Raw genomic sequence first — 24,869 nt, 5'->3', positions numbered from 1 at the left:
CATGAATATCACTGTCGTTGGAACCGGCTACGTCGGCCTCGTCACCGGCGCCTGTATCGCCGAGATGGGCAACACGGTTGTCTGCGTGGATGTCGATCCGAAAAAGATCGAGAACCTCAAGAAAGGCATCCTGCCGATTTACGAGCCGGGTCTGGAAACTGTGGTGGAAGAGAACTTTGCGGCCGGTCGCCTGCTGTTCACCACCCAGCTGACCGAAGCGATGGAGCAGTCGGACATCATCTTCATCGCTGTTGGCACCCCGCCAGGCGAAGACGGCTCGGCCGACCTGCGCTACGTACTGGAAGTCGCCCGTCAGGTCGGCAGCCTGATGACCCGCCACACCACCGTGATCAACAAGTCCACCGTACCGGTGGGCACCGCCGATCTGGTTCGTGCCGAGATCCTCGAGCAGCTCGAACTGCGCGGCAAGACCATCAGCTTCGACGTGGTCTCCAACCCGGAATTTCTCAAGGAAGGCGCCGCGGTCGACGACTTCATGCACCCGGACCGCATCATCGTCGGCACCGACAGCGAGCGAGCTCGTCAGGTGATGAGCGAGCTGTACGCCCCCTTCATTCGCAACAACCCGCGCATCAAGTTCATGGGCGTGCGCGATGCGGAAATGACCAAGTACGCCGCCAACGCCATGCTGGCCACCAAGATCTCCTTCATGAACGAGATCGCCAGCCTCTGCGACCGCCTCGACGTAGACATCGAGAACGTGCGCCTGGGCATCGGCTCGGACCAGCGCATCGGCTATCACTTCATCTACGCCGGCTGCGGCTACGGCGGCTCGTGCTTCCCGAAAGACGTCAAGGCGCTGATCAGCATCGCTCACCAGAACGACTTCGAGCCCAAGCTGCTGCAGGCCGTCGAAGCGCGTAACGATCAGCAGAAGCAGTCGCTGTTCAACAAGCTGGCCGCCCACTTCGAAGGCGACCTCAAGGGCCGCACCTTCGCCGTCTGGGGCCTGGCGTTCAAGCCGGGTACCGACGACATGCGTGAAGCCCCCAGCGTGGTGCTGATCAACAGCCTGATCAACGCCGGCGCCAAGGTCAAAGCCTTCGACCCGATCGCCCGCGAAACCGCCGCCCGCGAGTTCCCGGAGCACTGGTTCAACGAAGGTCGCCTGCAGATCGTCGACGGTCAGTACGAAGCCGCCATCGATGCCGACGCCCTGGTGTTGGTCACCGAGTGGAAGCCGTTCCGCCGCCCAGACTTCAAGGCACTGAAGAAGCTGCTCAAGCAGCCGGTGATCATCGATGGCCGTAACCAGTACGACCTCGGCCAGGTGAACCGCGAAGGCTTCGACTATTACGGCATTGGCCGTAAACAAGTGAACGGCTGAGCCAACGCTGACATGGACGTCATCACCCACACCCCCTTGGCCCGACGCAACATGCGCAAGGCCATAGCGCTGCAATCCCCCTCTGCCACTGCCCGCCGCCTGGTTTTCGATCAGGCGTGCGAAGCGGTGCGCGCTAAGGAGCGCCGCGCGGTGCCAGCCGTGATTGGCTCAACCCTTTTTTGAAGAGACCGGTTTCGATCCCATGACCGAACAATTACCCACTATCGTCGTCATCGGCTACAACCGCCCCAAGAGCCTCAGCCGCCTGCTGGGCTCGCTGATCCAGGCGCAGTACCCCGAAGGCAACGTGCGCCTGGTGATCAGCCTGGACAACTCCGGCAATCCGGCGCCGCGCCAGGTCGCCGAAGCGTTCGACTGGCCCCACGGCGAAAAGCTGATCATCGCCCACCCGCAGCGCCTCGGCCTGCGCCAGCACGTGCTCAGCTGTGGCGACCTGACCGAGCAGTACGGTGACGTGATCATCCTCGAGGACGATCTGTTCGTTTCACCGTTCTTTTACGACTACACCCACAGGGCCCTGCAGGCCTATGCGGACGATACCGGCGTGGCCGGCATCAGTCTTTACAGCGTGCAGTTCAGCCAGACCGTCGACCTGCCCTTCATGCCGATCGACGATGGCGATTCTCACGTGCACTTCATCCAGATGGCCGCCTCGTGGGGCCAGGCCTGGTCGCGCCGGCACTGGCAGGGCTTCCGCCAGTGGCTGGAAAACAACGGCACCGATATCAGTCACATCGACGGCATCCCGGCAGATATTCGCGGCTGGCCGGAGTCCTCGTGGCTCAAGCTGTACACCGCCTACATCATCGCCAAGGACCTGTACTTCGTGTACCCGTTCCGCTCGCTGACCACCAACTTCGGCGACCCGGGCCAGCACTTCAACATCGCCTCGTCGCGTTTCCAGGTGCCGATCCAGCAAAAAGCGGTGGACTACAAGTTCGCTCGCCGTGAGGACAGCCTGTCGATCTACGACGCCTACTGCGAGCTGCTGCCTGCGTGCATCAAGCGGCGCAATCCGGTGCTCGCCGACTACGACTTCGCCACCAATCTGTACGGCAGCAAGACCTGCAAAGGCCTGCAATTGACCCGTACCAACGCCCGCGGGCTGCACAATTTCGCGCTTTCCATGAAGCCCATGGAACTGAGCATCCTGCACAACATCGAAGGTGAGGGCCTAGCCCTGATCGACTCCGCCGACCTCATCAGCGACAGCAAAACGCGGCAGAAGGCGGAGTACGACATCTACCGTTTCTTTTACAAGTTTCCGTCGGTACGGATCATTTTTCTCGGCGTCATCGAACGCCTGCAAATGCTGCTCAAACGCGCCTGATCCACCGACCGCGCGCAGCGATTTTGGCTACAGCTCTCTAATCAATTGGACATCGCAGGTATTGCAATGGAACAGAAAAAAGCACTCATCACCGGTATCACAGGTCAGGACGGTTCCTACCTCGCCGAGTTCCTGCTGGAAAAGGGTTACCAGGTGCATGGCATCAAACGCCGCGCGTCGTCCTTCAACACCCAGCGAGTGGATCACATCTATCAGGATCCGCATGTCGACAACCAGAACTTCATCCTGCATTACGGCGACCTGAACGACTCGTCGAACCTGACCCGCATCATCCAGGAAGTGCAGCCTGACGAGGTCTACAACCTCGGCGCACAATCCCACGTAGCGGTCAGCTTCGAAGCCCCGGAATACACCGCTGACGTCGATGCCATGGGTACCCTGCGCATCCTCGAAGCCATCCGCCTGCTGGGTCTGGAGAAGAAAACCCGTTTCTATCAGGCCTCCACCTCCGAGCTGTACGGCCTGGTGCAGGAAATTCCGCAGAAGGAAACTACCCCCTTCTACCCGCGCTCGCCTTACGCGGTCGCCAAGATGTACGCCTACTGGATCACCGTTAACTACCGCGAAGCCTATGGTATGTACGCGTGCAACGGCATCCTGTTCAACCACGAGTCGCCGCGCCGTGGCGAAACCTTCGTGACCCGCAAGATCACCCGCGGCCTGGCCAACATCGCCCAGGGTCTGGAGCCTTGCCTGTACATGGGTAACATCGATTCGCTGCGCGACTGGGGCCATGCCAAGGACTACGTGCGCATGCAGTGGATGATGCTGCAACAGGAGCAACCGGACGACTTCGTGATCGCCACCGGCGTGCAGTACTCGGTGCGTGAGTTCATCACCTGGTCGGCTGCCGAGCTGGGCGTGCACCTGCGCTTCGAAGGCACCGGAGTGGACGAGCAAGGCATCGTCGAGCGCATCGAAGGCGACAAGGCACCGGCGCTGAAAGTCGGCGACGTGATCGTACGCATCGACCCACGTTACTTCCGCCCTGCCGAAGTCGACACCCTGCTGGGCGACCCGACCAAGGCCAAGACCAAACTGGGCTGGACGCCGGAAATCACCGTACAGCAGATGTGCGCCGAAATGGTTCGCGAAGACCTCAAGGTCGCTCAGCGTCACGCGCTGCTGCGTGAGCACGGCCACGAGCTGCCGGTCTCCGTGGAGAACTGAGCATGAGCGCGCTTCTCAACCAGCGCGTCTTCGTCGCCGGCCATCGTGGAATGGTCGGTTCGGCGATCGTGCGCCACCTGCAGAGCCTGGGTTACCAGAGCATCATCACCGCGCCGCGCGAAAGCGTCGATCTGGTCGATGCGGCCAGCGTGAAGCGTTTCTTCGCCGAGCAGCGCATCGACCAGATCTATCTGGCTGCGGCGAAGGTCGGCGGCATTCATGCCAACAACCAGTATCCGGCCGACTTCATCTATCAGAACCTGATGATCGAGGCCAACGTCATCAACGCGGCCCACGAAGCCGGCGTCCAAAAGCTGCTGTCGCTGGGCAGCTCGTGCATCTACCCCAAGCATGCCGAGCAGCCGATGCGTGAAGAAGCCCTGCTGACCGGCGTGCTGGAGCCGACCAATGAGCCCTACGCGATCGCCAAGATCGCCGGGATCAAGCTGTGCGAGAGCTACAACCGCCAGCATGGCCGTGACTACCGCAGCGTGATGCCGACCAACCTGTACGGCCCGCACGACAACTACCACCCGGAAAACAGCCATGTCATCCCTGCCCTGCTGCGCCGCTTCCATGAAGCGACCCTGCGTGGCGACGATGAGGTGGTGATCTGGGGCAGCGGCACGCCGATGCGCGAGTTCCTGCACGTCGACGACATGGCCGCGGCCAGCGTTCACGTAATGAACCTGGATGAGGCGAGCTATCAGGCGCACACCCAGCCGATGCTCTCGCACATCAACGTCGGTACCGGCCAGGACTGCACCATTCGCGAGCTGGCCGAAACCATCGCGCGGGTCACCGAGTTCCAAGGTCGCCTGACCTTCGATTCGAGCAAGCCCGATGGCACGCCACGCAAGCTGATGGACGTCTCGCGCCTGGCCAAGCTCGGCTGGACGGCGAGCATCGACCTGGAAACCGGTCTGCGCGACGCCTACCGCTGGTTCGTCGACAACATCGACGACGTACGGGGCTGACATGTTCCTGCCGGCCGATACCTTCAAGACCGTGGTCGCCAGCACCCCGTTGGTGTCCATCGATCTTCTGGTACGCAACCCGCAGGGCGAACTGCTGCTGGGCGAGCGGCTCAACCGCCCAGCCCAGGGCAGCTGGTTCGCCCCAGGCGGGCGGATTCAAAAGAATGAAACGCTGGACGCGGCCTTCGCCCGCCTGACCCGGGAAGAACTGGGCCAGGCGTTCAGCCGCGACCAGAGCAGGCTGCTCGGCGTGTACGAGCACTTCTATGACGACAGCGTGTTCGGCGACTCGCCGGATACCCACTATGTGGTCATTGCCTACGCAATCGAGCTGGGCGCGCAGCAGAACCTGCAGCCGCCGAGCGTGCAACACGGTCGCTACCGCTGGTGGCCGATTGACGAGATGCGCGACGAGCCGCGCATCCACAGCAACACCCGCGATTACTTGCAGGCGCTGTACTAGATACCTCGCAAGCCACGCCTACGCGGCGTCGCCTGTGGGCCAAGACAATTTCGATATGGGAAGGCGAGCTTGTTCAAGCAACTCCTGGCATACCGCAATCTGCTGCTGATCTTGTTTGTCCTGAACTCGGCCTGTTTCTTTCTGACCGACGACAAAAAGGCTGGCATCCCCTACCTGCGCGAGCTCTGGCTGCTCGGTATTCTGGCTGCCTCCGGGGCACTGTTCCTGGTCTGGAAGCGCATCTACCAGTCCAAGACCAGCCTGTGGATCATCTTCATGGGCCTGGTGCTGCCGGTCGTCTCGGCGATCATGGCCGAGCTCAACTTCGACCAGCCGTTCATCTACGGCCTGCTCGAGGAGCGCCGCAGCTTCGCCTACCTGGTGTTCTTCCCGGCGCTGTATCTGATGATCAAGACATCGCCGACCCAGAAGCACCTGGAGACCTTCTTCCTGTACTCGGGCCTGACTTGCGCCTTCGTGGGTTACTGCTACTTCTTCAAGATCATCCCGGAAAACGCCGGCGTGTCCTTCACCATGGACGCCAAGGACGCCGGCAGCCAGCTGCTGCGCCCTGATCGCTACCGAATCGGTTCAAGCTACGTGACCATCTGCGCCTTCATGTTGATGTACAGCATGAAGGAGCGCATTTCGGTGGCCAGAGTCTGCATCCTGTTGTTCTTCGCCTCCTACCTGTGGCTGGTACTGCAGACCCGCCAGACCATGGTCATCTGGGCCCTGGCCGGTATCTGGATCTTCCGCGACCGTATCGACTCGCTGCTCAAGCTCGGGCTGCTGGCCGCCACCATTCTGGTCGCCTCGTTCGCCATCTTCCCCGAGTTCTATTACGCGCAGTTCGACAAGTTCCAGGCACTGCTCGACGAGGCCACCACCGGCCCCGGCGTGCGCGACAACACCACGGCGATCATCCTCGGCGCGGTCGCGGACAACATGTACATCGGCATGGGCTCGCTGTCGCTGCAGTGGAAAGGCGGCTTCGGGGCGCTCTACAACGAGCACTTCTACCTCTCGGACGTGGGCATCGTCGGCGTCTACTACCGCTACGGTTTCCTCACTCCGCTGATCGCGCTGATCTTCTACTTCGGCTATCTGCGCATCATGAAGCGCTGCCCCGAAAAAGGCCCGTTGCTCAGTGCCTTCCAGCTGATCTTCTGGTTCCAGATGCTCAACATGTTCCTATCCAACTCGATGATGTACGGCGGCGATGTACTGGGTATCGGCGCCGCCTGCTTCCTTTACTTCTCCCGCGCCTACGTTGCGCAAGAATCCCCGACTCGTGAGATCAGAGGCACACGCCATGACCCAATTCAGTATCGTAACCATCAACTGGAATAACCTGGAGGGTCTCAAGCAGACCTACCAGAGTGTGGCGGCCCAGACTTACCGCAACTTCCGCTGGATAGTCGTCGATGGCGCCTCCACCGATGGCGGCGCCGAGTGGCTGGCGACCATCGACGAGCCCTACGCCGAGATCACCAGCGAGCGCGACAAGGGCCTCTACGACGCCATGAACAAGGGCCTGATCAAGGGCTCGGCGACCGAGGGCTACACGCTGTTCCTCAACAGCGGCGACTTCTTCTACGACGAGAACGTGCTGCAGAAGGTCGCCGATGCCATCGAGAAAGCACCCGGCAAGCCTCGCTACGTGTACGGCGACTACTACCTGCAGAACGCCGAGGGTCGCCTTACCCCGCAGAAAGCGAAGAAGATCGAGCACCTGGTGCTGGGCATGCCGTCCAGCCACCAGGCCATGTACTTCGAGAACGAGCGTCTGCGCAACGTGCGCTTTCGCGAGGATTTCAAGCTCTCGGCGGACTACTGCATGATCGTCGAATTTCTCCAGGGCCAGGATCATCAGCGCGACGTGCTGAAGATCGAGTCGCCGCTGTGCATCTTCGACACCACCGGGGTTTCCACCAGCCGCCGCTTCGACGCGCTGAAGGAAGACATGCGCATTCGTCGGGAGGTCATGAAACTATCCCCGCTGCATAGCATCTCTTTGTATGTCCTGCATTACCTGCATACGCACAGCAAATTGCTGAAGGCGGCATTGGGCAAATGAATCGCGAGCAACAGGAATCCTTGCCCGTGCGTGATACGCGCCAGTGGCGCAAAGAGGTGTTGATGAAAGCCTTTGATATCGAGTTCTACGGTGGCACCAAGGATCGCCTGATCGAGGACTTGGTTGAGCACAGCACCGAGAAATACAGCTATATCGTGACGCCCAACGTTAATCACGTGGTGCAACTGGAAACCGACCGTGACCTCAAGCGCGCCTACGCCGTGGCCCGCCACCGCATCTGCGACAGCCGCGTGCTGCTGCCGCTGCTGCGCATGCTCAAGGTGCCGGTCGAGGACGCCATTCCGGGCAGCACGCTGACCGCGGAGCTGATGAATATCGCCGAAGAGCGCGCCTGGAGCGTGACCATCATCGGCTGCGAAGACGATGACGTCGCTCGCCTGCGTGAGCGCTTCCCGAGCATCACCTTCCACCACCACAACCCGCCGATGGGCTTCATCGACAACGACGAAGCGGTTCAGGCCTGCCTGTCGTTCGTGGTCGAGCACCCGTCCAATCTGGTGGTGCTGTCGGTGGGCTGCCCACGCCAGGAGATTCTTGCCCACAAGATCTTCGAGACCGACCAGGCGGTCGGCATCGGCCTGTGCGTGGGCGCTTCGATCAACTTCCTGTCCGGCAAGCTGCAACGCGCCCCGATGTGGATGCAACGCTGCTCGCTGGAATGGCTGCACCGTGCTTATACCGAACCACGCCGTCTGGTGGGCCGCTACGTCCGCGACGCGTTTTTGATCATGCCGATTCTGGCCCGCGAATTCCGCCTTCGGCAATCACTCTTCATGGGAGGAGCTCCACGATGATTCCTGTCATTCTTTCCGGTGGTAACGGCTCTCGTCTGTGGCCACTATCGCGCCAACTGAACCCCAAGCAGTTCCTGCCGATCGCCGATGACTCGCTGTCCATGCTGCAGGCGACCATTCGCCGCCTGGACGGCCTGAACGCCAGCCAGCCGTGCCTGATCTGCAACGAGGAGCACCGCTTCCTCGCCGCCGAACAACTGCGCACCCTCGGCATCGACAACGCCAGCATCCTGCTCGAGCCGGTAGGCCGCAACACCGCACCGGCGGTAGCTCTGGCCGCGATCAAGGCGCTAGAAAAGGAAAATGATCCGGTGCTGCTGATTCTCGCCGCCGACCACCTGATCAAGGATGTGGACGCCTTCCACCGTGCCGTGGAAACCGCCCTACCCTTCGCCCAGGCTGGCAAGCTGGTGACCTTCGGCATCGTGCCGACCCACGCCGAAACCGGTTACGGCTACCTGCAGAAAGGCGCCGCGGCGGGTGAAGGCGGCTTCACCGTCGCCCAGTTCGTCGAGAAGCCGGACAGCCAAACCGCCGAGCGCTACCTGGCCTCCGGCGAGCACTTCTGGAACAGCGGCATGTTCATGTTCCGCGCCAGCCGCTACCTGGAAGAGCTGCAGCGCTGGCAGCCTGAGATTCTCGAAGCCTGCCGCCGCGCCACTGCGCAAAGCGAAGAAGACATGCACTTCGTGCGTATCGGCAAGGAGGCGTTCGCCGCCTGCCCGGAAGACTCCATCGACTACGCGGTTATGGAAAAGACCGAAGACGCGGTGATGGTGCCGCTGGATGCCGGCTGGAGCGACATCGGTTCCTGGTCCGCGCTGTGGGACGTCAGCGACAAAGACGCCGACGGCAACGTGCACAAGGGTGACGTGCTCAGCCACGACAGCCAGAACAACTACGTGCACGCCGACTACCGCCTGGTGACCACCGTCGGCGTCGAGGATCTGATCATCGTCGAGACCAAGGACACCGTCATGGTCGCGCACAAGGACAAGGCCCAGGAGGTCAAGCGCATCGTCGAGCAGCTCAAGCGTGAAGAGCGCTGCGAGCATCTCAACAACCGCGAGGTGTATCGCCCGTGGGGCATGTACGACTCCATCGATCAGGGCGCGCGCTACCAGGTCAAGCGCATCACCGTGAAGCCTGGTGCCAAGCTGTCGGTGCAGATGCACCACCACCGTGCAGAGCACTGGATCGTGGTCAGCGGCACCGCCCAGGTCACCAACGGCGATGAAACCTACATGGTCACCGAAAACCAGTCGACCTACATCCCGATTGGCCAGATTCATGCATTGGAAAACCCGGGCATGATTCCACTGGAACTGATCGAGGTGCAGTCCGGGACCTACCTGGGCGAGGACGATATCATCCGCTTCTCCGACAACTATGGCCGTGTCAAGGAACTCAAGGTTTCCGCGGCCTGAGGTCAGGCCAGCGCTCATGTGCGCCGGCGCCCTTCACCGGGGCCCTATGGGGCCCCTTCGCCGGGTGGTTCGCCACCTCCGTAATGGCTCTGCCAGTTCACATTCAATGAGGCACGGATTGCCTTCAATTTCGCCATCAAACGGACTTCTACAACAACAAGCAAAGCGCGAAGCCCTAGTGAACAGACTCCGGATGATTTTTTTACTTTCCGACAACGAGGCTCGCCCGTGAAAACTTCCAAACTCCTGTACGACCCAGTTATTCACAAACTGAAGTTGCTGGAAGAACATGATGTGACGCCCTTGCTCGAAGAACTGAGCACGCCGAAGAAACCGACCATCGTCGGCTTTCTCAACCAGCACGGCTACAACCTGATCCAGCAGGACAAACGCGCCCGTCGCCATTTCCTGCAGATCAACCACCTGCTGCGCGACGGCATCGGCATCAAGCTGGCGTGCCAGTTGAACGGCCTGGCGCCCGGCGCCAACCTCAACGGTACCGACTTCATTCCGGCGTTGATCGAGCACGCCCTGCAGGACGAGCGCAGCGACCAGTACCAGCTGTTCGCCATGGGCACCTGTGAGCCGTGGACGGAAGAAGGTGCCAATGCCCTGTTCAACGGCCGTGAGTACCATGCCATCGATGGTTTCCAACCGGTGGAGCGCTACCTGGAGTTCGTTCAGGAGCACCTGCAGCCGGGCAAGATTCCGCTGATCGTGATGGGCATGGGCATGCCGCGTCAGGAAGAGGTGGCAGTCATCCTGCAGCGCCAGCTCAACTGCCCTGCCCTGATGATCTGCGGTGGCGCGATTCTGGATTTCGCCGCCCAGCGCTTCAACCGCGCACCTGAGGTGTTTCGCAAGGTCGGCATGGAGTGGGCCTATCGCCTGCTGATGGAGCCGCGTCGGCTGTTCGCCCGCTACGTGATCGGCATCCCGCAGTTCTTCTACTACATCGTGCGCAATGGCCGCGACAGCAAGGTCGCCGTCAGCGAGCAAGGTGCCTACGACCGCAAATCCTGAGGTCGACTGCAGAAGCCAAAACGCCCGGACGAGTGATCGTTCGGGCGTTTTTTGTTCATCGCGGTATTTCAAGGGAATCAGTCTTGGCAACGGACTGGCAATAAAGCGCTCGTTACCGATGGCTTGGCACTCTCCATTAGCATGCCGCCTTGCCTGATGGGTTTCGCCCCTTACGGGCGAGTCACTTGATTCGCTGCGCTCACCCTTCGGGCCAGCCTACGGCTGTTACTTCGCTGCGCTTCGTAGCTCTTGCTTGCCCAAGAGAAAGTAACCAAAGAGAAGGGCACCCCACCATCCGGCCCCGGCTGCGCTGGGGTTACCTCATTCCTTCACCACTCCAGGGCACGACCGAATGCGGCCCACTGACGAAGGGCCATCCCTGGCCCATCGCAGCTCTCGCGACCTCCATGTCGCTCATGGCTACCCGCCCGGCCCCTTACGTGGCGATTCCATTCGGCCTCCTGAAGGGGAATTGGGCGTCGCCTGTGCGATCGCAGCTCAAAAGCAAAAGCAAAGGCAAAAACAGACGCCGCCGAGCTTGAGCCCGTGGGAATATTGAAAGCTCGCGCTCCGGTCCCGTCAGGAGGCCGAGCGGAGGTGTCGTGTAGGGGGACGAGCCGCATGGATGCGGCGAGAGGCTTAATGGGCCAGGGACGGCCCATGTAAGCCGGCCCCCGGAGCGTCGCCAGAGCGAGGGAAGTTTCGCGCAGCGAAACCCGAATGTCGGGGTGCCCTTCTTTGGCACACCTTTCTTGGGCAAGCAAGAAAGGTGTGGCGCCCGTAAGGGGCGCAACACAATGGTTCAGTAGACGCGGTAATGGATAGTGCGAAGCCAGTAGGTGATACACACAAACCTGCCAGTCCGGTATCAACCGGGTGTTCCCCTACAGAACGAAGAACATCGGTCTGACATGCTGGAAAAGGCGACGCAGCGGATGCTGCATCGCCCTTCTCCGTTATCGACCTGCGGCAACCGCGACCGACTTCTCGCTACGTACACTGCGCCCCTGCTCGATCAGCGCAAACACTTCGTTCCACATGGCCTGGGTACGGGTCTTCAGCTCCGCCGAATGCGCATTGAGGCGCGCGGACAGCGCCTGCATCTGCACCGGGTCGGTAAGGTTGTCGAGGGCGCGGTTCAGCTCCTCGTCGCTCAGGTTGATGTCCAGCACGCCTTCGGAGAAACCGTAGTCGGCGAACAGCATCTGGTACTTGTGGCTCCAGCCGGTAGCCAGCGACGGCACGCCCTGCGACAGCGCACTGACCAGACCGTGGAAGCGGCTGCCCAGGGTGCCACGGCAAGCGCCGAGGATGCCCTTGATGGCCAGCGGATCGGTCTCGCGCAGGATCGGCAGGCCACCTACGGCCTTGGACACCTGCTCGGCCAGGCGCGCATCGCCCTCGCCCTCGTGGATCAGCAGGAACGGCTTGGCGCCGCGCTCGACCAGCGCCTTGGCAGCACGTTCGAGGAACGGGGCGTAGCCCTTGGCCACACTGTCGTCGGTCTTGTCGAGCATGCGGCAGTTGGGCACCAGGCAGATCTGGTGGATTTCCGGATCGAAGTAATCCGGTACCGGCCCGGTGATCAGGTTGGTGAAGTCCGGGGCGATCTTGATGTTGTCGCGCTCACCAACGATCTCGGTCAGGTAGTCATAGGAAATCTGTTCACGGGCGAAGATCAGGTCGCAGTTGTCGACGAACGCCTTCACCGCCTCGCGGCTGCGTGGGTCACGGAACGGCCCGAACGCCTGGGGCAGCAGAATCACTTTGGAGCCCTGCTTCTTCCAGCGCTTGCTGGAGCGGGCCAGCTCTTCGGACAGGTCCGGGCCCCACTGGTCGCTGTAGGCGAAACCGGCGGCGTCCAGTACCACGTTGATGTCCTTGTCCAGCACGATGCCGTACTGCTCGCGGATGCCGGCCGGCACCAGCGCCGCCAGGTCACCGAAAGGGATGCCCTTACGCCACAGCCAGGCCTTCTGGTACAGCCCCAGGGAGGCGCGATTGAAGTACGGATATGGGCTCTTGGCGCGGCCTGGCTCCATCACTACCTTGGCAGCCGGCATGTTCTTGCGTACTTGCTGCAGGGCGGCGTGCAGCATCAGCGCAGCGCCCTTGTTGACGAAACCGGCCTTGCGAATCTCGACGTACATATCACGTTCTCCTTAATTCACGAATCAATTGGGGCACGCTTAGGAACACGTGCAGACACATACTCTTGGTCATCATGACGAACAGCGGCCGCGTCTTGCGCGACAGCAACAGGCTCACGTAGCCGGCCACGCCGTAGGAAATCAGCGTCGCCCAGGCAGAGCCGACCACGCCGTGGCTTCTGATGAGGAAATAGTTGAGGACGATGTTGCTCAGCGCCCCAAGGCCCTGGGTGACCAGGGAAAAGATGAAGGCCTCTTCGATGATGATCCACTTGCTGAACAGCGCGCGCATGAACACGAAGGTGGCCGCGAAGATATGCACGGCCAGCACCGGTCCGGCATCGGCGTACTGCTGGCCATACAGCAGATTGACGATCCAGTCGGAAAGGAAGAACACCACCACAGCCAGAGCGAAGGCCATGAAGAACAGCACGTCCAGCGACACCTGCATGAAGCGGTTGTAGCCGGCGGTATCGGTCTTGTGCAGGTCGATCATCTTCGGGAAGACCGAGGCCATGAGGATGGTCGGAATCAGGTACCAGGCCTCGGACAGGCGCGAGGCTGCCGAGTACACCCCCACGGCATACTCGCCGAGCATGTACTGCAGCATGATCTGGTCGACCTTCAGGTAGATCACCGCCGACAGCGAGCCCATGAAGATCAAGAAGCTCTTCTTGAGCAGGGTCTTGCCCAGCGACCAGGAAAAGTCGAAGCGGAAATCGCGCTTGAGCATCACCGCGTAGCAGACCAGGATCGCCGAGGTGATCATCACCACCACCACGTGTGCCAGGGCGATGTACACCAGGCCCGCACCAGCGACGGCGAGGATCATCTTCAGGCCGTTGCCACCCAGCTGACCCACGAACCCGGCCACCGCTGCGTATTTGGCCTGTACCCGCGCCTGGAACCAGTCGATGAGCATCTCGAACGGTGTGAAGAACAGCGCCAGGGCAGTGAACAGCAGCACCAGGAAGTTCTGGTCGTTGCCGAACAAGTAGGTGCTCATCATGATCGCGAAGGCGATCACCGAGCAGCCCACCTTGATCATGAAGACCGTGGAAAGAATCTGGTCTTCGTTGTCCGGGTTGCTGCGCAGCTCCTTGACCACCAGGCCAGTGAGCCCCAGGTGCACGACGATGCTGAGCAAGCCCAGCAGCGCCAGCGCATAGTTGAGATAACCGAACTCCTCAGGGCCCAGATAACGCGCCAGTACCACGGTGGTGGCCAGGCCGATGGCCAGCATCAGAAACTTCTCGGCCAGCATCCAGCCGGAATTGAGGAGGTACTTCATGCCCTCCTGGACACGCGAGGCACTCATCGAGCAGGCGACTCCAGGCGCATGTAGCTGCGGGCTTCCTCCAGCGAGAGTTTCTGCGAGTACGGCACCAGGCCAGTGTCGGCGGCGTAGCCCAGGGAAATGAACATCACGATGCGCTCATCCGGGTCGAGCTTGAGCAGCTTGGCCGCCGCCTCTTCACGCTCGGGGATGTCCGGCCAGTTGATCGAGCACGACGACACACCCTGGGTTTCCAGCGCGAACATGAAGGACATCGCCGCCAGGGCGCCGTCGATGTAGATCACGTGACGGTCACGCACATGGGGATAGGCGCGCAAGCGACCGACCACGGCGACGATAGCCGGGAAGTTGTGATCGAAACCGGCCACGCCCATTGGCAGGCGCGAAGCCTGGGCCACGGAGGCCGGATCATCGAACACCACGAAACGGTACGGCTGGCGGTTACAGGCGCTCGGCGACTGCACGGCGACTTCTACGGCCTTGTCGATCACCTCGCGCGGCACCGGGCGGTCCTGCTGATACCAGCGCACCGAACGGCGCTTCATAGCCAGCTGACGCATGGCGGTGAAGTCCACGCTCGGCGTGCTCACGTCGGCGGCGAACGGCACGCGCTCGGCATCCGGGTTGCGCAGGGTTTCCGGCGAGCCGCTGGGGCGCTCCAGGCGGGCGAACTTCTCGCGGGCACGGTTGAGCACCGGGTGATCGCCCGTTACGGCAAAGTATTCGGCGAGTACGTCATGGGCCCAACTGACTTCGTCGCGATCCACATTGCCCTTGAGCGAGGCGATGTAGCTGTCGACGGTGTCGTTGATGTAGTCCAGGGCGAACACCTGGCGCCGCGGCTGCATGATCAGGCCCTTCTCGATGCGGTGCACGGCGCGGCGCAGGAAGTAGTTCACTGGCTCGGCACCGGAGAGGTTCTGCTCATGCTGCAAGTGGCCGACCACCACCGCGTAGGCTTCACGGTCGAAAGCCGAGGAGAAGAACGAGTAATGGAAACGGCGCAACATGGCCGAGCGCGACAGCGCGCGGATCCAGCCCATGGCAAGCCGCTTCTGCAATGCCTTGAGGTTATCGATACTGTCCCGCGGCAAAACCTTCTTGAGGGATTCTTTCAACATTTTCATAGGCTGTGATTACCGTTCAATGGTTAATATCTCCCCCACAATCGCCGTAACGGTACGGCGACACTCGATTGATGGACGCTGGCAGTTCTAAGCCGAACCACAGGCACCTGCACACCAGCCACTGCTCGTCGAGGCAATGCAGGCTGCAGCATCCCTTCCCTTTGCCAATCACCCGCCTGGCATCTGCCTGCTCATGTTGGGCAGTGCAAAATCGGCATCAGGTGCTGCAACGGTTCGACATCCAACCCGGTGTTTCGAGGGTGTTGGAGGCGGCGCTCTGGGGTGCCGCTAATCGTTGTCAGGTTTTAGGACTACGCGGCAACGCTTTGATTCCACATCCACATGCTTTGCGTGAAAAAAGATGCCGAAAGTCCGTAAGGCCGCGCTTACAGGCGGGCTTGCAGGCCCTCTCAACGCCTGAACCCCACCTTTTTCAGCACTCCCTTAGGCGTCAGCGCACGGATAGCAAAGCGACTAAGGTTTCGCTCAGCTCACGTTTTGAGAACGGTTTGGCGATACTGCGCAGCGCCGGCGCTGCCGCCAGTTGCCCTACATCGGCAGCTGCGGCGACCACTAGTACGGCCAAGTCCGGACGTTCGGCCAGCGCCTTCTCGGCCAATTGCACACCGCTCATGCCGGGCAAGCTGACATCGCTGATCAGCAGGTCGAAAGACTCGCGCCCGAGCAGCTCGAGAGCCGCCTGCGGATCGGCGGCATTGACCAGTTGATGACCGCAATCGGCCGCCACTTCGCCGACCAGCAGACAGACCGACGAATCACTCTCCACCAGCAGGATGCGCGATTGCCCAGCCGGCGCCTCGCTCGCAGGCTGCCGTACCTGGGCCGCATCTTCGACCACTGGCAAGTAAAGACGCACCGTGGTGCCCACCTGCGGCTCGCTGTGAATGGTTACCTGTCCGCCACTCTGCCGAACGAAGCCGTGCACCATGGACAGACCAAGACCACTGCCCTGGCCGACCAATTTGGTGGTGAAGAACGGATCGAAAACCCGCTCCAGGGTTTCGTTGCTCATGCCGGTGCCGGTGTCCGACAGTGCAATCAACAGATAACGACCAGGCTGCAGGTCTGGCAAAGCCGCAAGGCTCTCCTGCTGCAGCTCGACGAGCGACGTATGCAGGCCGATCTCCCCACCGCCCGGCATGGCGTCCCGGGCATTGACGGCGAGGTTGAGTATCGCGCTCTCCAGCTGCCGAGCATCGGCCAGCACCCGCACGCTGCCATGCTGGTAGTCGCCCTGCAGCGCGATACCATCGCTGATAGAGCGCCGGATCAGCGCCTCGAGCGAGGCCATCAGGGGGCTCACCTCAATGGGCTGTGCCTCCAGCGGCTGGCGATGGGAAAGCGTAAGCAGACGCTGGGTCAGCGCGCTGGCGCGATCGGCAGAGATGCTCGCAGCCTCGATAAAGCGCGACAGGTCATCGAAACGCCCCGCGCCGACATGGCGCTTCATGATATCCAGCGCACCAATGATGCCGGTAAGCATGTTATTGAAATCATGGGCAACACCGTCGATCACCGACTCGACGGCGTCCATGCGCTGGCTCTGTTGCAAAGCCAGTTCCTCGTCAGGTGACAGCAACTGCTGGCTACCCTCTTTCAAGGCCTGCAAAGCGCTGCACAGCCCGCGGGAGGTGAATGGCTGCTCCACTATCAGACTGACGCCCTGCATACGCTGCGCTGCCTGGAGCGTGCCATCAACCGAGCCCAGCAGCACCACGGGAATTCTCGAATCCGCGAACCTGGCCAGGGCTTCGGCATGGCTGTCGAGCAGTTGCTCAGCTAGCAGCACAGCATCGACGCCCTCATCAAGGGCATCAAACATCTCGGAAAGGTTCGCGCAAGCAAGGCAATTTGCGCCAACCGGCGCGAGCAGCGGCAGGAGTTGCTTGGCTTGATCACTACGGATGAGGATGCGCATGAATGAATTCCTCACGCGTCGATGCAGGCGCTACAGCGCAGTGCTCGGGCAGGCACTGTGAAGCCATCTGCGTGGGCAGTTAGACATTCGCTGCAACCGCCTTCGGCGCACGACATCACCACACCAAGCATGGCACCAACCGATGTCCGCCTTATATCCTCATCCATGATTCTCGCGCCCTGGACACTTCACTGTGCTGGGGCACATCGACCTTCACCCCAGCTTGCGCAGCGTTCGACCGCCACGCCAACGAGGCGTTCCGCTTGTGCTTAATGAGGAGGAGATAGCGGCTGATCAGCTCGGGCCAATCAGTTCCTTGACCTTGGCGATGACCAGATTGATATCAAACGGCTTGTCGAACACCGCGGCGAACAATTCAGGGCTGGCGCGCCCGACGCTGCCCTGGGCGCCACTCATGAGGATGATCGGCAGCTCTGCCGATCCAGGCCTGGCACGGATGGCCCGGGCAAATTCGAGACCATCCATCACCGGCATCATGAAGTCGGTGATCACCAGCTCAGGGCGCTCACGATCGAGCACCTCGAGGCCGCGCCGGCCATTGCTGGCCTTCACAACCATGTAGCCTTCGTCTTCCATGGCATAGCCGAGAATATCCGCAATCAGGTATTCGTCGTCGACTATCAGGATGGTTGTCATAGTTTATCGGCTCGGTCAGGCACACATGGCTCAGGCGTCCTGCGCAGGGACGGCATTGCCTGACAGCGCACCAGCCGCATGTCTGAAGGCCTTGCTGAGTTCAATACCATGATCACTGATGACCACTTCCAGGAGCGAGGGATCGTAACGGCTGTCCCTCATCTTAAGTATGGAAAGAAGGCGCTTTAGTTCAGCGTCTTTTTCCACGAAACGCATGAGAATCAGATTGTCGACGATGCTCGACAGCTCCGGCGCCGGGGCGTTGATCTCGGCCGCGAACAGGTCGCGCATTTCCCAGGTGGCGAACACCGTCACACCCATGGCACGCAGCTGGCTCATCAGCGCGCTGAAGAACTCGATCAGCCGAGTGCTGCCAGTGGCGACGCGGGCCATGCCGCCGAGGCTGTCGATATGCAGGCGCTTGATGCCCTTCTCGCGGACCGCCTTGATGACCCGCGCGCCTAGACCGTCGAGCAACCCTTCGGTGGTCGGCTGCCACATGATGTGCAGCGCGCCTTGTGCTTCCAACGCCTCCAGGTCGATACCAAGGGCCTTGGACTTGAGGCGCAGGCGTTGCGGGGTTTCATAGAAACCAAAATGCAGACCTGGCTCCTCGACGGTGGATTGCGCCAGGAAGTTGAGCCCCAGGGTGGTCTTTCCGACGCCCGCAGGCCCCATGATCAGGGTTACCGACGAAGCCGACAGTCCGCCGCCGATCAGCCCGTCCAGGCTCGGGATGCCACTGGATACCAGCCCCAGGGTTTCGCTGTCCGGCTGACTCGGGTGGCTGTACAGACTCTCCAGGCGCGGGTGGATCACCAACCCGTCGTCGGTGATCTCGCACTCGTGCAGGCCGGACAAGGCGCCGCTGCCACGGGTCTTGCGCAGGTGGATGCGCCGCACCGAGCGAGCACCGAACAGCTCCTCCCCCATCTCGATCACGCCATCGACCATGGTGTGTTCAGGGCTGCCATCGTCCAGCCGCGAGCTGGTCAGGAACAGCACCGTGCAGCCGGCGAAGGCCGCATGGCCCTGCAGCTCGGAGATGAATTTCTTGGTGTCGATCTGGTTCTCGGCCTTGGAACGGGCGTTGAGCAGGCCGTCGACGATCAACAAGGTGGCCTTCTGGCGACTGATCTCGCGGCGCAGCAGCTTGACGACTTCATCGAGCCCTTCGTTTTCCAGGGTGTCGAACGCGCTGACAAACTGAATCTCGGCGCCAACCTTGCTGGGGTCGAAAAAGCTCATCGTGGAAAGGAACTGAAAGAGCCTTTCATGGGACTCGGCCAGCAGGGTGGCGACCAGAACCCGGCCCCCGTCGCGTACGTGGTTGAACGCGACCTGGTTGGCGAGAATCGTCTTGCCAGAGCCGGGGCGCCCCTGAACGATATAGGATGCACCGGCCACCAGACCGCCCTTCAATAGAGCGTCAAGACCCTCGATCCCACTTTGCAGGCGTTGTAGCTGTTCCAAGATCTGGCGAGCCTCAGTCGAATGTGCGCCTGTCTGGCCTGGGTACTCAAGTACGTGTCCCAAGCGCCGCAGGGCTAGCTGAAAAAATGATTGGCGATACTAACATGTCATAACGGTTCATCTGCCAGACCGCCGACGATCGCCGGCAGGTAAAGCCTGATCAGAGTTCCCCAGCCAGCGGCGCTGTCGATCTGCACCCCGCCTTTTGCCTGACGGGCAAAACCATAGACCTGACTCAGGCCTAATCCGGTTCCCTTGCCGACATCCTTGGTGGTGAAAAATGGCTCGAACAAACGCGAACGAATCGACGGATCGATCCCGCAGCCTTGATCAGCCACGATGATTTCCACGAATTCACCATGCAGCCCGCCCGCCTCGCCGGCCAACTGCCGGTTGCAAGCCTGAACCTGCACTTCGCCCACTCCACCCATGGCATCGCGTGCATTGAGCACCAGATTGAGCAGGGCCATTTCCAGCTCGCTGGGGTCGAGCTGTACGGGATGCAGTCCCTCATCGACCTGCATGCGCAACGTCATGGTTCGGGGCAGTGCCTGGTCGATGAAGGTGGCCGCAGCATCCAGTAACTCGTCGAGATCGACCTGCCGAGTGGCCTTGGGCTCGCAGCGAGCGAAGGTCAGCAGATTGCGGGTCATCTGCGCCCCCCGCTGACCCGCCGTCTGTATGCTGTCCAGCAGACTGGCCAGGCGTTCGGGATCGTCGGTACGGCTGGCCAGCTTGGCGGCGCTGAGGATGATGGTCAGCAGGTTATTGAAGTCGTGGGCCATGCCGCCGCTCAGCTGTCCGAGGGCTTCGAGCTTCTGAGCCTGGAACAGCTGGGCGCGCAGCGCTTCGTAACGGCCTTCGGCTTCGCGGCGGTCGGTGATGTTGCGGGTGATCTTGGCCAGGCCGATGACCTCGCCCAGCTCGTTGCGGATCGCATCGATGACCACCAGCGCCCAGAAACGCGTGCCGTCCTTGCGCACTCGCCAGCCCTCGTCTTGGGCGCGGCCTTCGCAGCGCGCCAGTTCGAGCAAGTAATCGGGCTTGCCTGCCTGGCGGTCTTCATCGGTGTAGAACAATGACAGGTGCTGACCGATGGCCTCGTTGGCGTCATAGCCCTTGATGCGAGCCGCGCCAGCGTTCCATGACACCACGACACCTGCCGGGTCGAGCATGAAGATGGCGTAGTCGACGACCGCCTGCACGAGCATCTCGTAATGGCGCTCAGTCAGGGTACCCGGTGAAAAAGGCGCAAACTGGCTATTCATGGGGCCCGTTCCAGACGGCGATGGAGGTGCAGTGTAGTCCGCGACCGCTACCGAATGACAATGCGTTGTACCACCCGCCCATCCCGTAGCGATTGCCAGATGACGGGCGGCCTGATATCTGTATAAAAAAACAGTACTCCCGCCGCCCCCATGTCTTCAACCCTTGATCCTCGTTTTTATTACCTGCATAACTTTCGCAAGGCCCTGGCCTGGATCGGCGATCGCCATGCCGACCTGCTCGACGCCCGCGAACAGGCTTTTCTACAGGTCTTCGATGCCCTCGACTGGTCGGCACAGGCCCTGCTGGTACGCATGATCATGCGCAAGGGTGTGCACTTTCGCGCCAGCAAGCTCAATTACGAGGAGATTGGTTGCTGCCGTCAGGCTGCTGCGGCGCTGATCGCCACTGGCTGGGTAGTCGATGATGCCGCGCTGAGCCTCGATGAACTGCTGGCCCTGCTGCGCAAGGACGAGATCGTCGCCTCCTTCGCCGCCCAGCTCAGCGACCGGCGCGCCCGTAAGGACGACCTGGCTCTGCAGCTCGCCGAGCACTTCGAGACCAGCCAGGCATTCGCCGCCTGGTGCCCGGCACTCGATGACATGCTCTACAGCCTGACCATCGACGATTTGAGCGAGCGCCTGCGGCTGATGTTCTTTGGCAACCTGCGCCAGGAGTGGTCGGAATTCGTGCTCGCCGACCTGGGCATCTTCCGTTACGAGCGGGTCGACTTCCCGGCTGACTCGCGGGCCCTGCGCTGCCGCAAGGACGTCGATGACTACCTGCACCTGCAGCGCTGCCGCGAAGTTTTCGAAGCCGGTGAGGTCAGCGATGAACTGCTTGCCTGCATCGATGCGCGTCGCTACGACAACCCCTACATCGCCGAGCGCCGCGCCAAGCTGCTGTTTCGCATCGGCCAGCATCTGGAGCGCTGCGCAGAGTTCGATCTGGCACTGCAGGTTTACGCCAGCAGCGGTTATGGCGCGGCGCGGCAAAGGCGTATCCGCGTGCTGGAGCGCACCCTGCAGCACCGCGAGGCCTTCGAGCTGGCCAGCCAGGCGGTGGCCGAGCCGCTCAGCGACGGCGAGCTGCAACTGGCCGAGCGGGCACTGGTGCGCCTGAGCCGCCACCTTGGTCTACCGACACAGAAGCGCAGCAAGGCGCAGGCGCCGGCACGCCTGGATCTGCAACTGCCGCGTGCGCCGCTGCTGGCGGTCGAGCAGATGGTGCAGTTGCACCTACAACGTAACGAGGCGCCGGTGCACTACGTCGAGAACACGCTGATCTGCAGCCTGTTCGGCCTGCTCTGCTGGCCGGCGATCTTCGCTGCGATTCCCGGTGCGTTCTTTCATCCGTTTCAGCACGGCCCGGCGGATCTGCTCACCGCCGAGTTCTATGCGCGGCGCCGCATGCTGTTCGCCGAATGCCTCGCCCAGCTCGAGGACGAGCGCTACCGCGACAGCATTCGCCAAACCTACCGCGACAAGTTCGGCATCCAGTCGCCCTTCGTGCACTGGGGCGTGCTCAACGAAACGTTGCTCGAACAGGCACTGGACTGCCTACCGGCGGCGCATCTGCAGGCGTGGTTTCGCCGCCTGCTCGGCGATATCCAGGCCAACCGCTCGGGCATGCCGGATCTGATCCAGTTCTGGCCCGAAGAGAAGCGCTACCGGATGATCGAGGTGAAAGGCCCGGGTGATCGCCTGCAGGACAATCAGCGTCGCTGGCTGGCGTTCTGTGCCGAGCATGACATGCCGGTGGACGTCTGCTACGTGCAGTGGGCCGACGCGTGAGTTACCGCGTGGCAGTGCGCGCCCTGTGTGAGTTCACCGCCAAATGCGGCGACCTCGACCTGCGCTTCACACCCTCGCCTACTGCACAGGAAGGAATGGCTGGCCACGCCACGGTGGTCGCTCGGCGCAGCGAGCACTACGAGTCCGAAGTGCCATTGGCCGGCGAGTTCGCTTCGCTGCAGGTGCGCGGCCGGGCCGACGGCTTCGATCCGCTGAGCAACCTGCTTGAGGAAATAAAAACCCACCGAGGCGACATCAGCCGCATTCCCGACAACCACCGGCAACTGCACTGGGCCCAGGCACGGGTGTACGGCTGGCTACTCTGCCAGAGCCGCGACCTCGAGCAGATCGACCTCGCCGTGGTGTACTTCAACGTGCTGACCCAGAAGGAGAGCGTGTTCCGCGAAACCCGCACGGCAGCGGAGTTGCAGGCGTTCTTCGAGACGCTGTGCCAGCGCTTCATCACCTGGGCCGAGCAGGAGCAGGCACACCGCCTGAGCCGTGACGCCGCGCTGAGCGAGCTGCGCTTTCCCCACGCCGAATTTCGTCTCGGCCAGCGGCAACTGGCCGAATCTGTTTACCGCGCCGCGCGCGACGGCCACTGCCTGATGGCCCAGGCCACTACCGGTATCGGCAAAACCCTGGGCACGCTGTTCCCCCAGCTCAAGGCGTTCCCGGAAAAGCAGCTCGACCGTTTGTTTTTCCTGACCGCCAAGACGCCGGGCCGCCAGTTGGCGCTGCACGCCCTGCAAATTCTGCGCGGCGACGCCCTGCCCCTGCGGGTACTCGAACACGTGGCACGGGACAAAGCCTGCGAACACCCTGACAAGGCCTGCCACGGTGAGTCCTGCCCGCTGGCCCGCGGTTTCTATGACCGCTTGCCGGCTGCCCGCCAGGCGGCTGTCGAGCGCGTCTGGCTGGACCAGGCTGCGGTGCGCGAGATCGCCCTGCGGCATGAAGTCTGCCCTTACTACCTGAGCCAGGAGCTGACCCGCTGGGCCGACGTGGTGGTGTGCGACTACAACTATTACTTCGACCTCAGCGCCCTGCTCTACAGCCTCACGCTGATCAACGAATGGCGGGTGACGCTGCTGGTCGACGAAGCCCACAACCTGATCGAGCGCGCCCGGCGCATGTACAGCGCCGAACTCGACCAGGCACGCTTCGAGGCCATGCGCAGCAACGCCCCTAAGGGCCTGAGCGCGGTACTGACGCGCATCAGCCGGCACTGGAAGCAGCTGCACAAGGAACAGCGCGAGGATTACCAGACCTATCCGCAGCCGCCGGACCTGCTGCTCCTGTCCCTGCAGAAAGCGGTCAGCGCGCTCACCGACCACCTCACCGACCAGCCCACCGGCAACGATGGCGAACTGTTGCAGTTCTACCTCGACGTCATGGCTTTCTGCCGGCTGGCCGAAGCCTTCGGCCCGCACTCGCTGTTCGATATCACCCGCAAGCAGGATCTGCGCAAGCGCAGCCACTCGGTGCTGTGCCTGCGCAACGTGGTGCCGGCGCCCTTCCTGGCGCCGCGCTTCGAGGACAGCCACAGCACTACATTGTTTTCCGCCACCCTGAGCCCGGCCCGCTACTACGCTGACCTGCTCGGCCTGCCCGAGGCGACGCCGTGGGTGGATGTCGAATCACCGTTCCAGGCCGCGCAACTCGAGGTACAGGCGGTGAGCAACCTGTCGACCCGCTACCAGCACCGCGAGCGCTCCCTGGCGCCCATCGTGGCGCTGATGGCGCGGCAGTTCGCCGAGCGCCCGGGTAACTACCTGGCGTTCTTCAGCAGCTACGCCTATTTGCAGCAGGTACTGGAGCTGTTCGACCGTGAGCATCCGCAGCTCACCCGCTGGGTGCAGGCCCGGCAGATGGATGAAGGCGAACGCCAGCAGTTTCTCCAGCGCTTCGAGCCCGGCGGTCAAGGTATCGGCTTCGCGGTGCTCGGCGGGGTATTCGGTGAAGGCATCGACCTGCCGGGAGACCGGCTGATCGGCGCCTTCATCGCCACACTGGGGCTGCCGCAGATCAACCCGATCAACGAGCAGATCAAGGCGCGTATGGCCGAGATGTTCGGCAGCGGCTATGACTACACCTACCTGTATCCCGGCCTGCAAAAGGTCGTGCAGGCTGCTGGGCGGGTAATCCGCACGCCCCAGGACAGCGGCGTGGTACACCTGATGGACGACCGCTTCACCCAGCCCGAGGTGCGAGCCCTGCTGCCGGGCTGGTGGCAGGTGCAACGCAGCCGGGTGCCGCAGACGCCAATGCCGGTGCCGCCTCTGGCTCGTCAATCATCTCGACCGCAACCGACACCAGCGCCGCGCGTGCCGGCCCTCACCCAGCGCGGACTGTTCGATCCGCCCACCTGAAAGAAGCCGGCAGCTCCTTGCCAACAGTGGCAAAAACCTGCCGACCGGTCAGCCACTTCACAAAAAATACGCAGGAATATCAGTCCGTTATCGCTATAAAACGGCCTGGCACAGCCCTTG

General features: G+C 62.0%; 19 protein-coding genes. 12 read left to right on the top strand and 7 right to left on the bottom strand.

The window, feature by feature from the left end; all coding sequences use genetic code 11:
* The first annotated feature begins 1 nt into the window (after position 1).
* From FB481_RS16705 to FB481_RS16660, 10 genes are all read left to right on the top strand, one after another.
* The gene (locus FB481_RS16705) at positions 2–1,348 is read left to right on the top strand and encodes a UDP-glucose/GDP-mannose dehydrogenase family protein (protein WP_093502998.1); all 1,347 of its coding nucleotides are present in this window, start codon (positions 2–4) and stop codon (positions 1,346–1,348) included.
* A gap of 202 nt (positions 1,349–1,550) precedes the next feature.
* Positions 1,551–2,699 (top strand): glycosyl transferase family 2, encoded by a 1,149-nt coding sequence (locus tag FB481_RS16700; protein WP_093503525.1) that lies wholly within the window; start codon positions 1,551–1,553, stop codon positions 2,697–2,699.
* A 66-nt stretch (positions 2,700–2,765) separates the two neighbouring features.
* Positions 2,766–3,890 (top strand): GDP-mannose 4,6-dehydratase, encoded by a 1,125-nt coding sequence (gmd, locus tag FB481_RS16695; RefSeq protein WP_093502996.1) that lies wholly within the window; start codon positions 2,766–2,768, stop codon positions 3,888–3,890.
* A 2-nt stretch (positions 3,891–3,892) separates the two neighbouring features.
* The gene (locus FB481_RS16690) at positions 3,893–4,867 is read left to right on the top strand and encodes a GDP-L-fucose synthase (RefSeq protein ID WP_147177079.1); all 975 of its coding nucleotides are present in this window, start codon (positions 3,893–3,895) and stop codon (positions 4,865–4,867) included.
* A 1-nt stretch (position 4,868) separates the two neighbouring features.
* Positions 4,869–5,330, top strand: coding sequence for a GDP-mannose mannosyl hydrolase (locus tag FB481_RS16685; RefSeq protein ID WP_093502992.1), 462 nt, complete (start codon positions 4,869–4,871; stop codon positions 5,328–5,330).
* Positions 5,331–5,399: 69 nt separating this feature from the next.
* The gene (locus FB481_RS16680; protein WP_093502990.1) at positions 5,400–6,683 is read left to right on the top strand and encodes a hypothetical protein; all 1,284 of its coding nucleotides are present in this window, start codon (positions 5,400–5,402) and stop codon (positions 6,681–6,683) included.
* Positions 6,646–7,410 (top strand): glycosyltransferase, encoded by a 765-nt coding sequence (locus FB481_RS16675; protein WP_093502988.1) that lies wholly within the window; start codon positions 6,646–6,648, stop codon positions 7,408–7,410. The genes FB481_RS16680 and FB481_RS16675 overlap by 38 nt, the downstream gene beginning before the upstream one ends.
* A 62-nt stretch (positions 7,411–7,472) precedes the next feature.
* Complete coding sequence (locus FB481_RS16670) at positions 7,473–8,225, top strand: WecB/TagA/CpsF family glycosyltransferase (RefSeq protein WP_256662763.1); 753 nt, start codon at positions 7,473–7,475, stop codon at positions 8,223–8,225.
* Positions 8,222–9,652: a mannose-1-phosphate guanylyltransferase/mannose-6-phosphate isomerase gene (locus tag FB481_RS16665; protein ID WP_093502984.1), complete on the top strand. Its 1,431-nt coding sequence runs from the start codon at positions 8,222–8,224 to the stop codon at positions 9,650–9,652. The genes FB481_RS16670 and FB481_RS16665 overlap by 4 nt, the downstream gene beginning before the upstream one ends.
* A 228-nt stretch (positions 9,653–9,880) precedes the next feature.
* The gene (locus FB481_RS16660; protein WP_147177077.1) at positions 9,881–10,675 is read left to right on the top strand and encodes a WecB/TagA/CpsF family glycosyltransferase; all 795 of its coding nucleotides are present in this window, start codon (positions 9,881–9,883) and stop codon (positions 10,673–10,675) included.
* 956 nt (positions 10,676–11,631) lie between these two features.
* On the opposite strand, the gene FB481_RS16655 is transcribed toward FB481_RS16660, so the two are convergent.
* The 7 genes from FB481_RS16655 to FB481_RS16625 form a co-directional block, all read right to left on the bottom strand.
* Complete coding sequence (locus tag FB481_RS16655; protein WP_093502980.1) at positions 11,632–12,825, bottom strand: polysaccharide pyruvyl transferase family protein; 1,194 nt, start codon at positions 12,823–12,825, stop codon at positions 11,632–11,634.
* 1 nt (position 12,826) lies between these two features.
* Positions 12,827–14,143, bottom strand: a complete 1,317-nt coding sequence (locus tag FB481_RS16650) for a flippase (protein WP_093502978.1) — start codon at positions 14,141–14,143, stop codon at positions 12,827–12,829.
* Entirely contained in the window at positions 14,140–15,249 is a 1,110-nt protein-coding gene (locus FB481_RS16645) for a nitroreductase family protein (RefSeq protein ID WP_051415016.1), read from the bottom strand. Before FB481_RS16645 ends, FB481_RS16650 begins: the two co-directional genes overlap by 4 nt.
* 451 nt (positions 15,250–15,700) lie before the next feature.
* A complete protein-coding gene (locus tag FB481_RS16640) occupies positions 15,701–17,092 on the bottom strand; it encodes an ATP-binding protein (RefSeq protein WP_178109891.1) in 1,392 nt (463 codons plus the stop codon).
* 390 nt (positions 17,093–17,482) lie between these two features.
* Entirely contained in the window at positions 17,483–17,845 is a 363-nt protein-coding gene (locus tag FB481_RS16635; protein WP_093502974.1) for a PleD family two-component system response regulator, read from the bottom strand.
* Positions 17,846–17,875: 30 nt separating this feature from the next.
* Entirely contained in the window at positions 17,876–19,318 is a 1,443-nt protein-coding gene (locus FB481_RS16630; RefSeq protein ID WP_093502972.1) for an ATPase domain-containing protein, read from the bottom strand.
* Between the two features lie 107 nt (positions 19,319–19,425).
* Positions 19,426–20,586, bottom strand: a complete 1,161-nt coding sequence (locus FB481_RS16625) for a nitrogen regulation protein NR(II) (RefSeq protein ID WP_147177075.1) — start codon at positions 20,584–20,586, stop codon at positions 19,426–19,428.
* A gap of 150 nt (positions 20,587–20,736) precedes the next feature.
* Between FB481_RS16625 and FB481_RS16620 the strand changes: the two genes are divergently transcribed.
* A complete protein-coding gene (locus FB481_RS16620) occupies positions 20,737–22,377 on the top strand; it encodes a VRR-NUC domain-containing protein (protein ID WP_147177074.1) in 1,641 nt (546 codons plus the stop codon).
* Positions 22,374–24,749 carry an ATP-dependent DNA helicase gene (locus FB481_RS16615; RefSeq protein ID WP_147177073.1) on the top strand — a complete coding sequence of 792 codons (2,376 nt, stop codon included), beginning with the start codon at positions 22,374–22,376 and terminating at the stop codon, positions 24,747–24,749. The genes FB481_RS16620 and FB481_RS16615 overlap by 4 nt, the downstream gene beginning before the upstream one ends.
* Positions 24,750–24,869 lie beyond the last annotated feature (120 nt).

The sequence above is a fragment of the Pseudomonas sp. AG1028 genome (assembly GCF_007993955.1).
Taxonomy (GTDB): Bacteria; Pseudomonadota; Gammaproteobacteria; order Pseudomonadales; family Pseudomonadaceae; genus Aquipseudomonas; species Aquipseudomonas straminea.
The sequence above is the reverse complement of the archived record's forward strand: the minus strand, read 5'-3'. Positions and strand labels throughout refer to the sequence as shown.

Excerpts from the sequence above, each read along its gene's own strand:
- FB481_RS16705 (WP_093502998.1), top strand. The coding sequence starts at position 2 with ATGAATATCACTGTCGTTGGAACCGGCTACGTCGGCCTCGTCACCGGC.
- FB481_RS16700 (WP_093503525.1), top strand. The coding sequence starts at position 1,551 with ATGACCGAACAATTACCCACTATCGTCGTCATCGGCTACAACCGCCCC.
- gmd (WP_093502996.1), top strand. The coding sequence starts at position 2,766 with ATGGAACAGAAAAAAGCACTCATCACCGGTATCACAGGTCAGGACGGT.
- FB481_RS16690 (WP_147177079.1), top strand. The coding sequence starts at position 3,893 with ATGAGCGCGCTTCTCAACCAGCGCGTCTTCGTCGCCGGCCATCGTGGA.
- FB481_RS16685 (WP_093502992.1), top strand. The coding sequence starts at position 4,869 with ATGTTCCTGCCGGCCGATACCTTCAAGACCGTGGTCGCCAGCACCCCG.
- FB481_RS16675 (WP_093502988.1), top strand. The coding sequence starts at position 6,646 with ATGACCCAATTCAGTATCGTAACCATCAACTGGAATAACCTGGAGGGT.
- FB481_RS16670 (WP_256662763.1), top strand. The coding sequence starts at position 7,473 with ATGAAAGCCTTTGATATCGAGTTCTACGGTGGCACCAAGGATCGCCTG.
- FB481_RS16665 (WP_093502984.1), top strand. The coding sequence starts at position 8,222 with ATGATTCCTGTCATTCTTTCCGGTGGTAACGGCTCTCGTCTGTGGCCA.
- FB481_RS16655 (WP_093502980.1), bottom strand. The coding sequence starts at position 12,825 with ATGTACGTCGAGATTCGCAAGGCCGGTTTCGTCAACAAGGGCGCTGCG.
- FB481_RS16650 (WP_093502978.1), bottom strand. The coding sequence starts at position 14,143 with ATGAGTGCCTCGCGTGTCCAGGAGGGCATGAAGTACCTCCTCAATTCC.
- FB481_RS16645 (WP_051415016.1), bottom strand. The coding sequence starts at position 15,249 with ATGAAAATGTTGAAAGAATCCCTCAAGAAGGTTTTGCCGCGGGACAGT.
- FB481_RS16640 (WP_178109891.1), bottom strand. The coding sequence starts at position 17,092 with ATGTTTGATGCCCTTGATGAGGGCGTCGATGCTGTGCTGCTAGCTGAG.
- FB481_RS16635 (WP_093502974.1), bottom strand. The coding sequence starts at position 17,845 with ATGACAACCATCCTGATAGTCGACGACGAATACCTGATTGCGGATATT.
- FB481_RS16625 (WP_147177075.1), bottom strand. The coding sequence starts at position 20,586 with ATGAATAGCCAGTTTGCGCCTTTTTCACCGGGTACCCTGACTGAGCGC.
- FB481_RS16620 (WP_147177074.1), top strand. The coding sequence starts at position 20,737 with ATGTCTTCAACCCTTGATCCTCGTTTTTATTACCTGCATAACTTTCGC.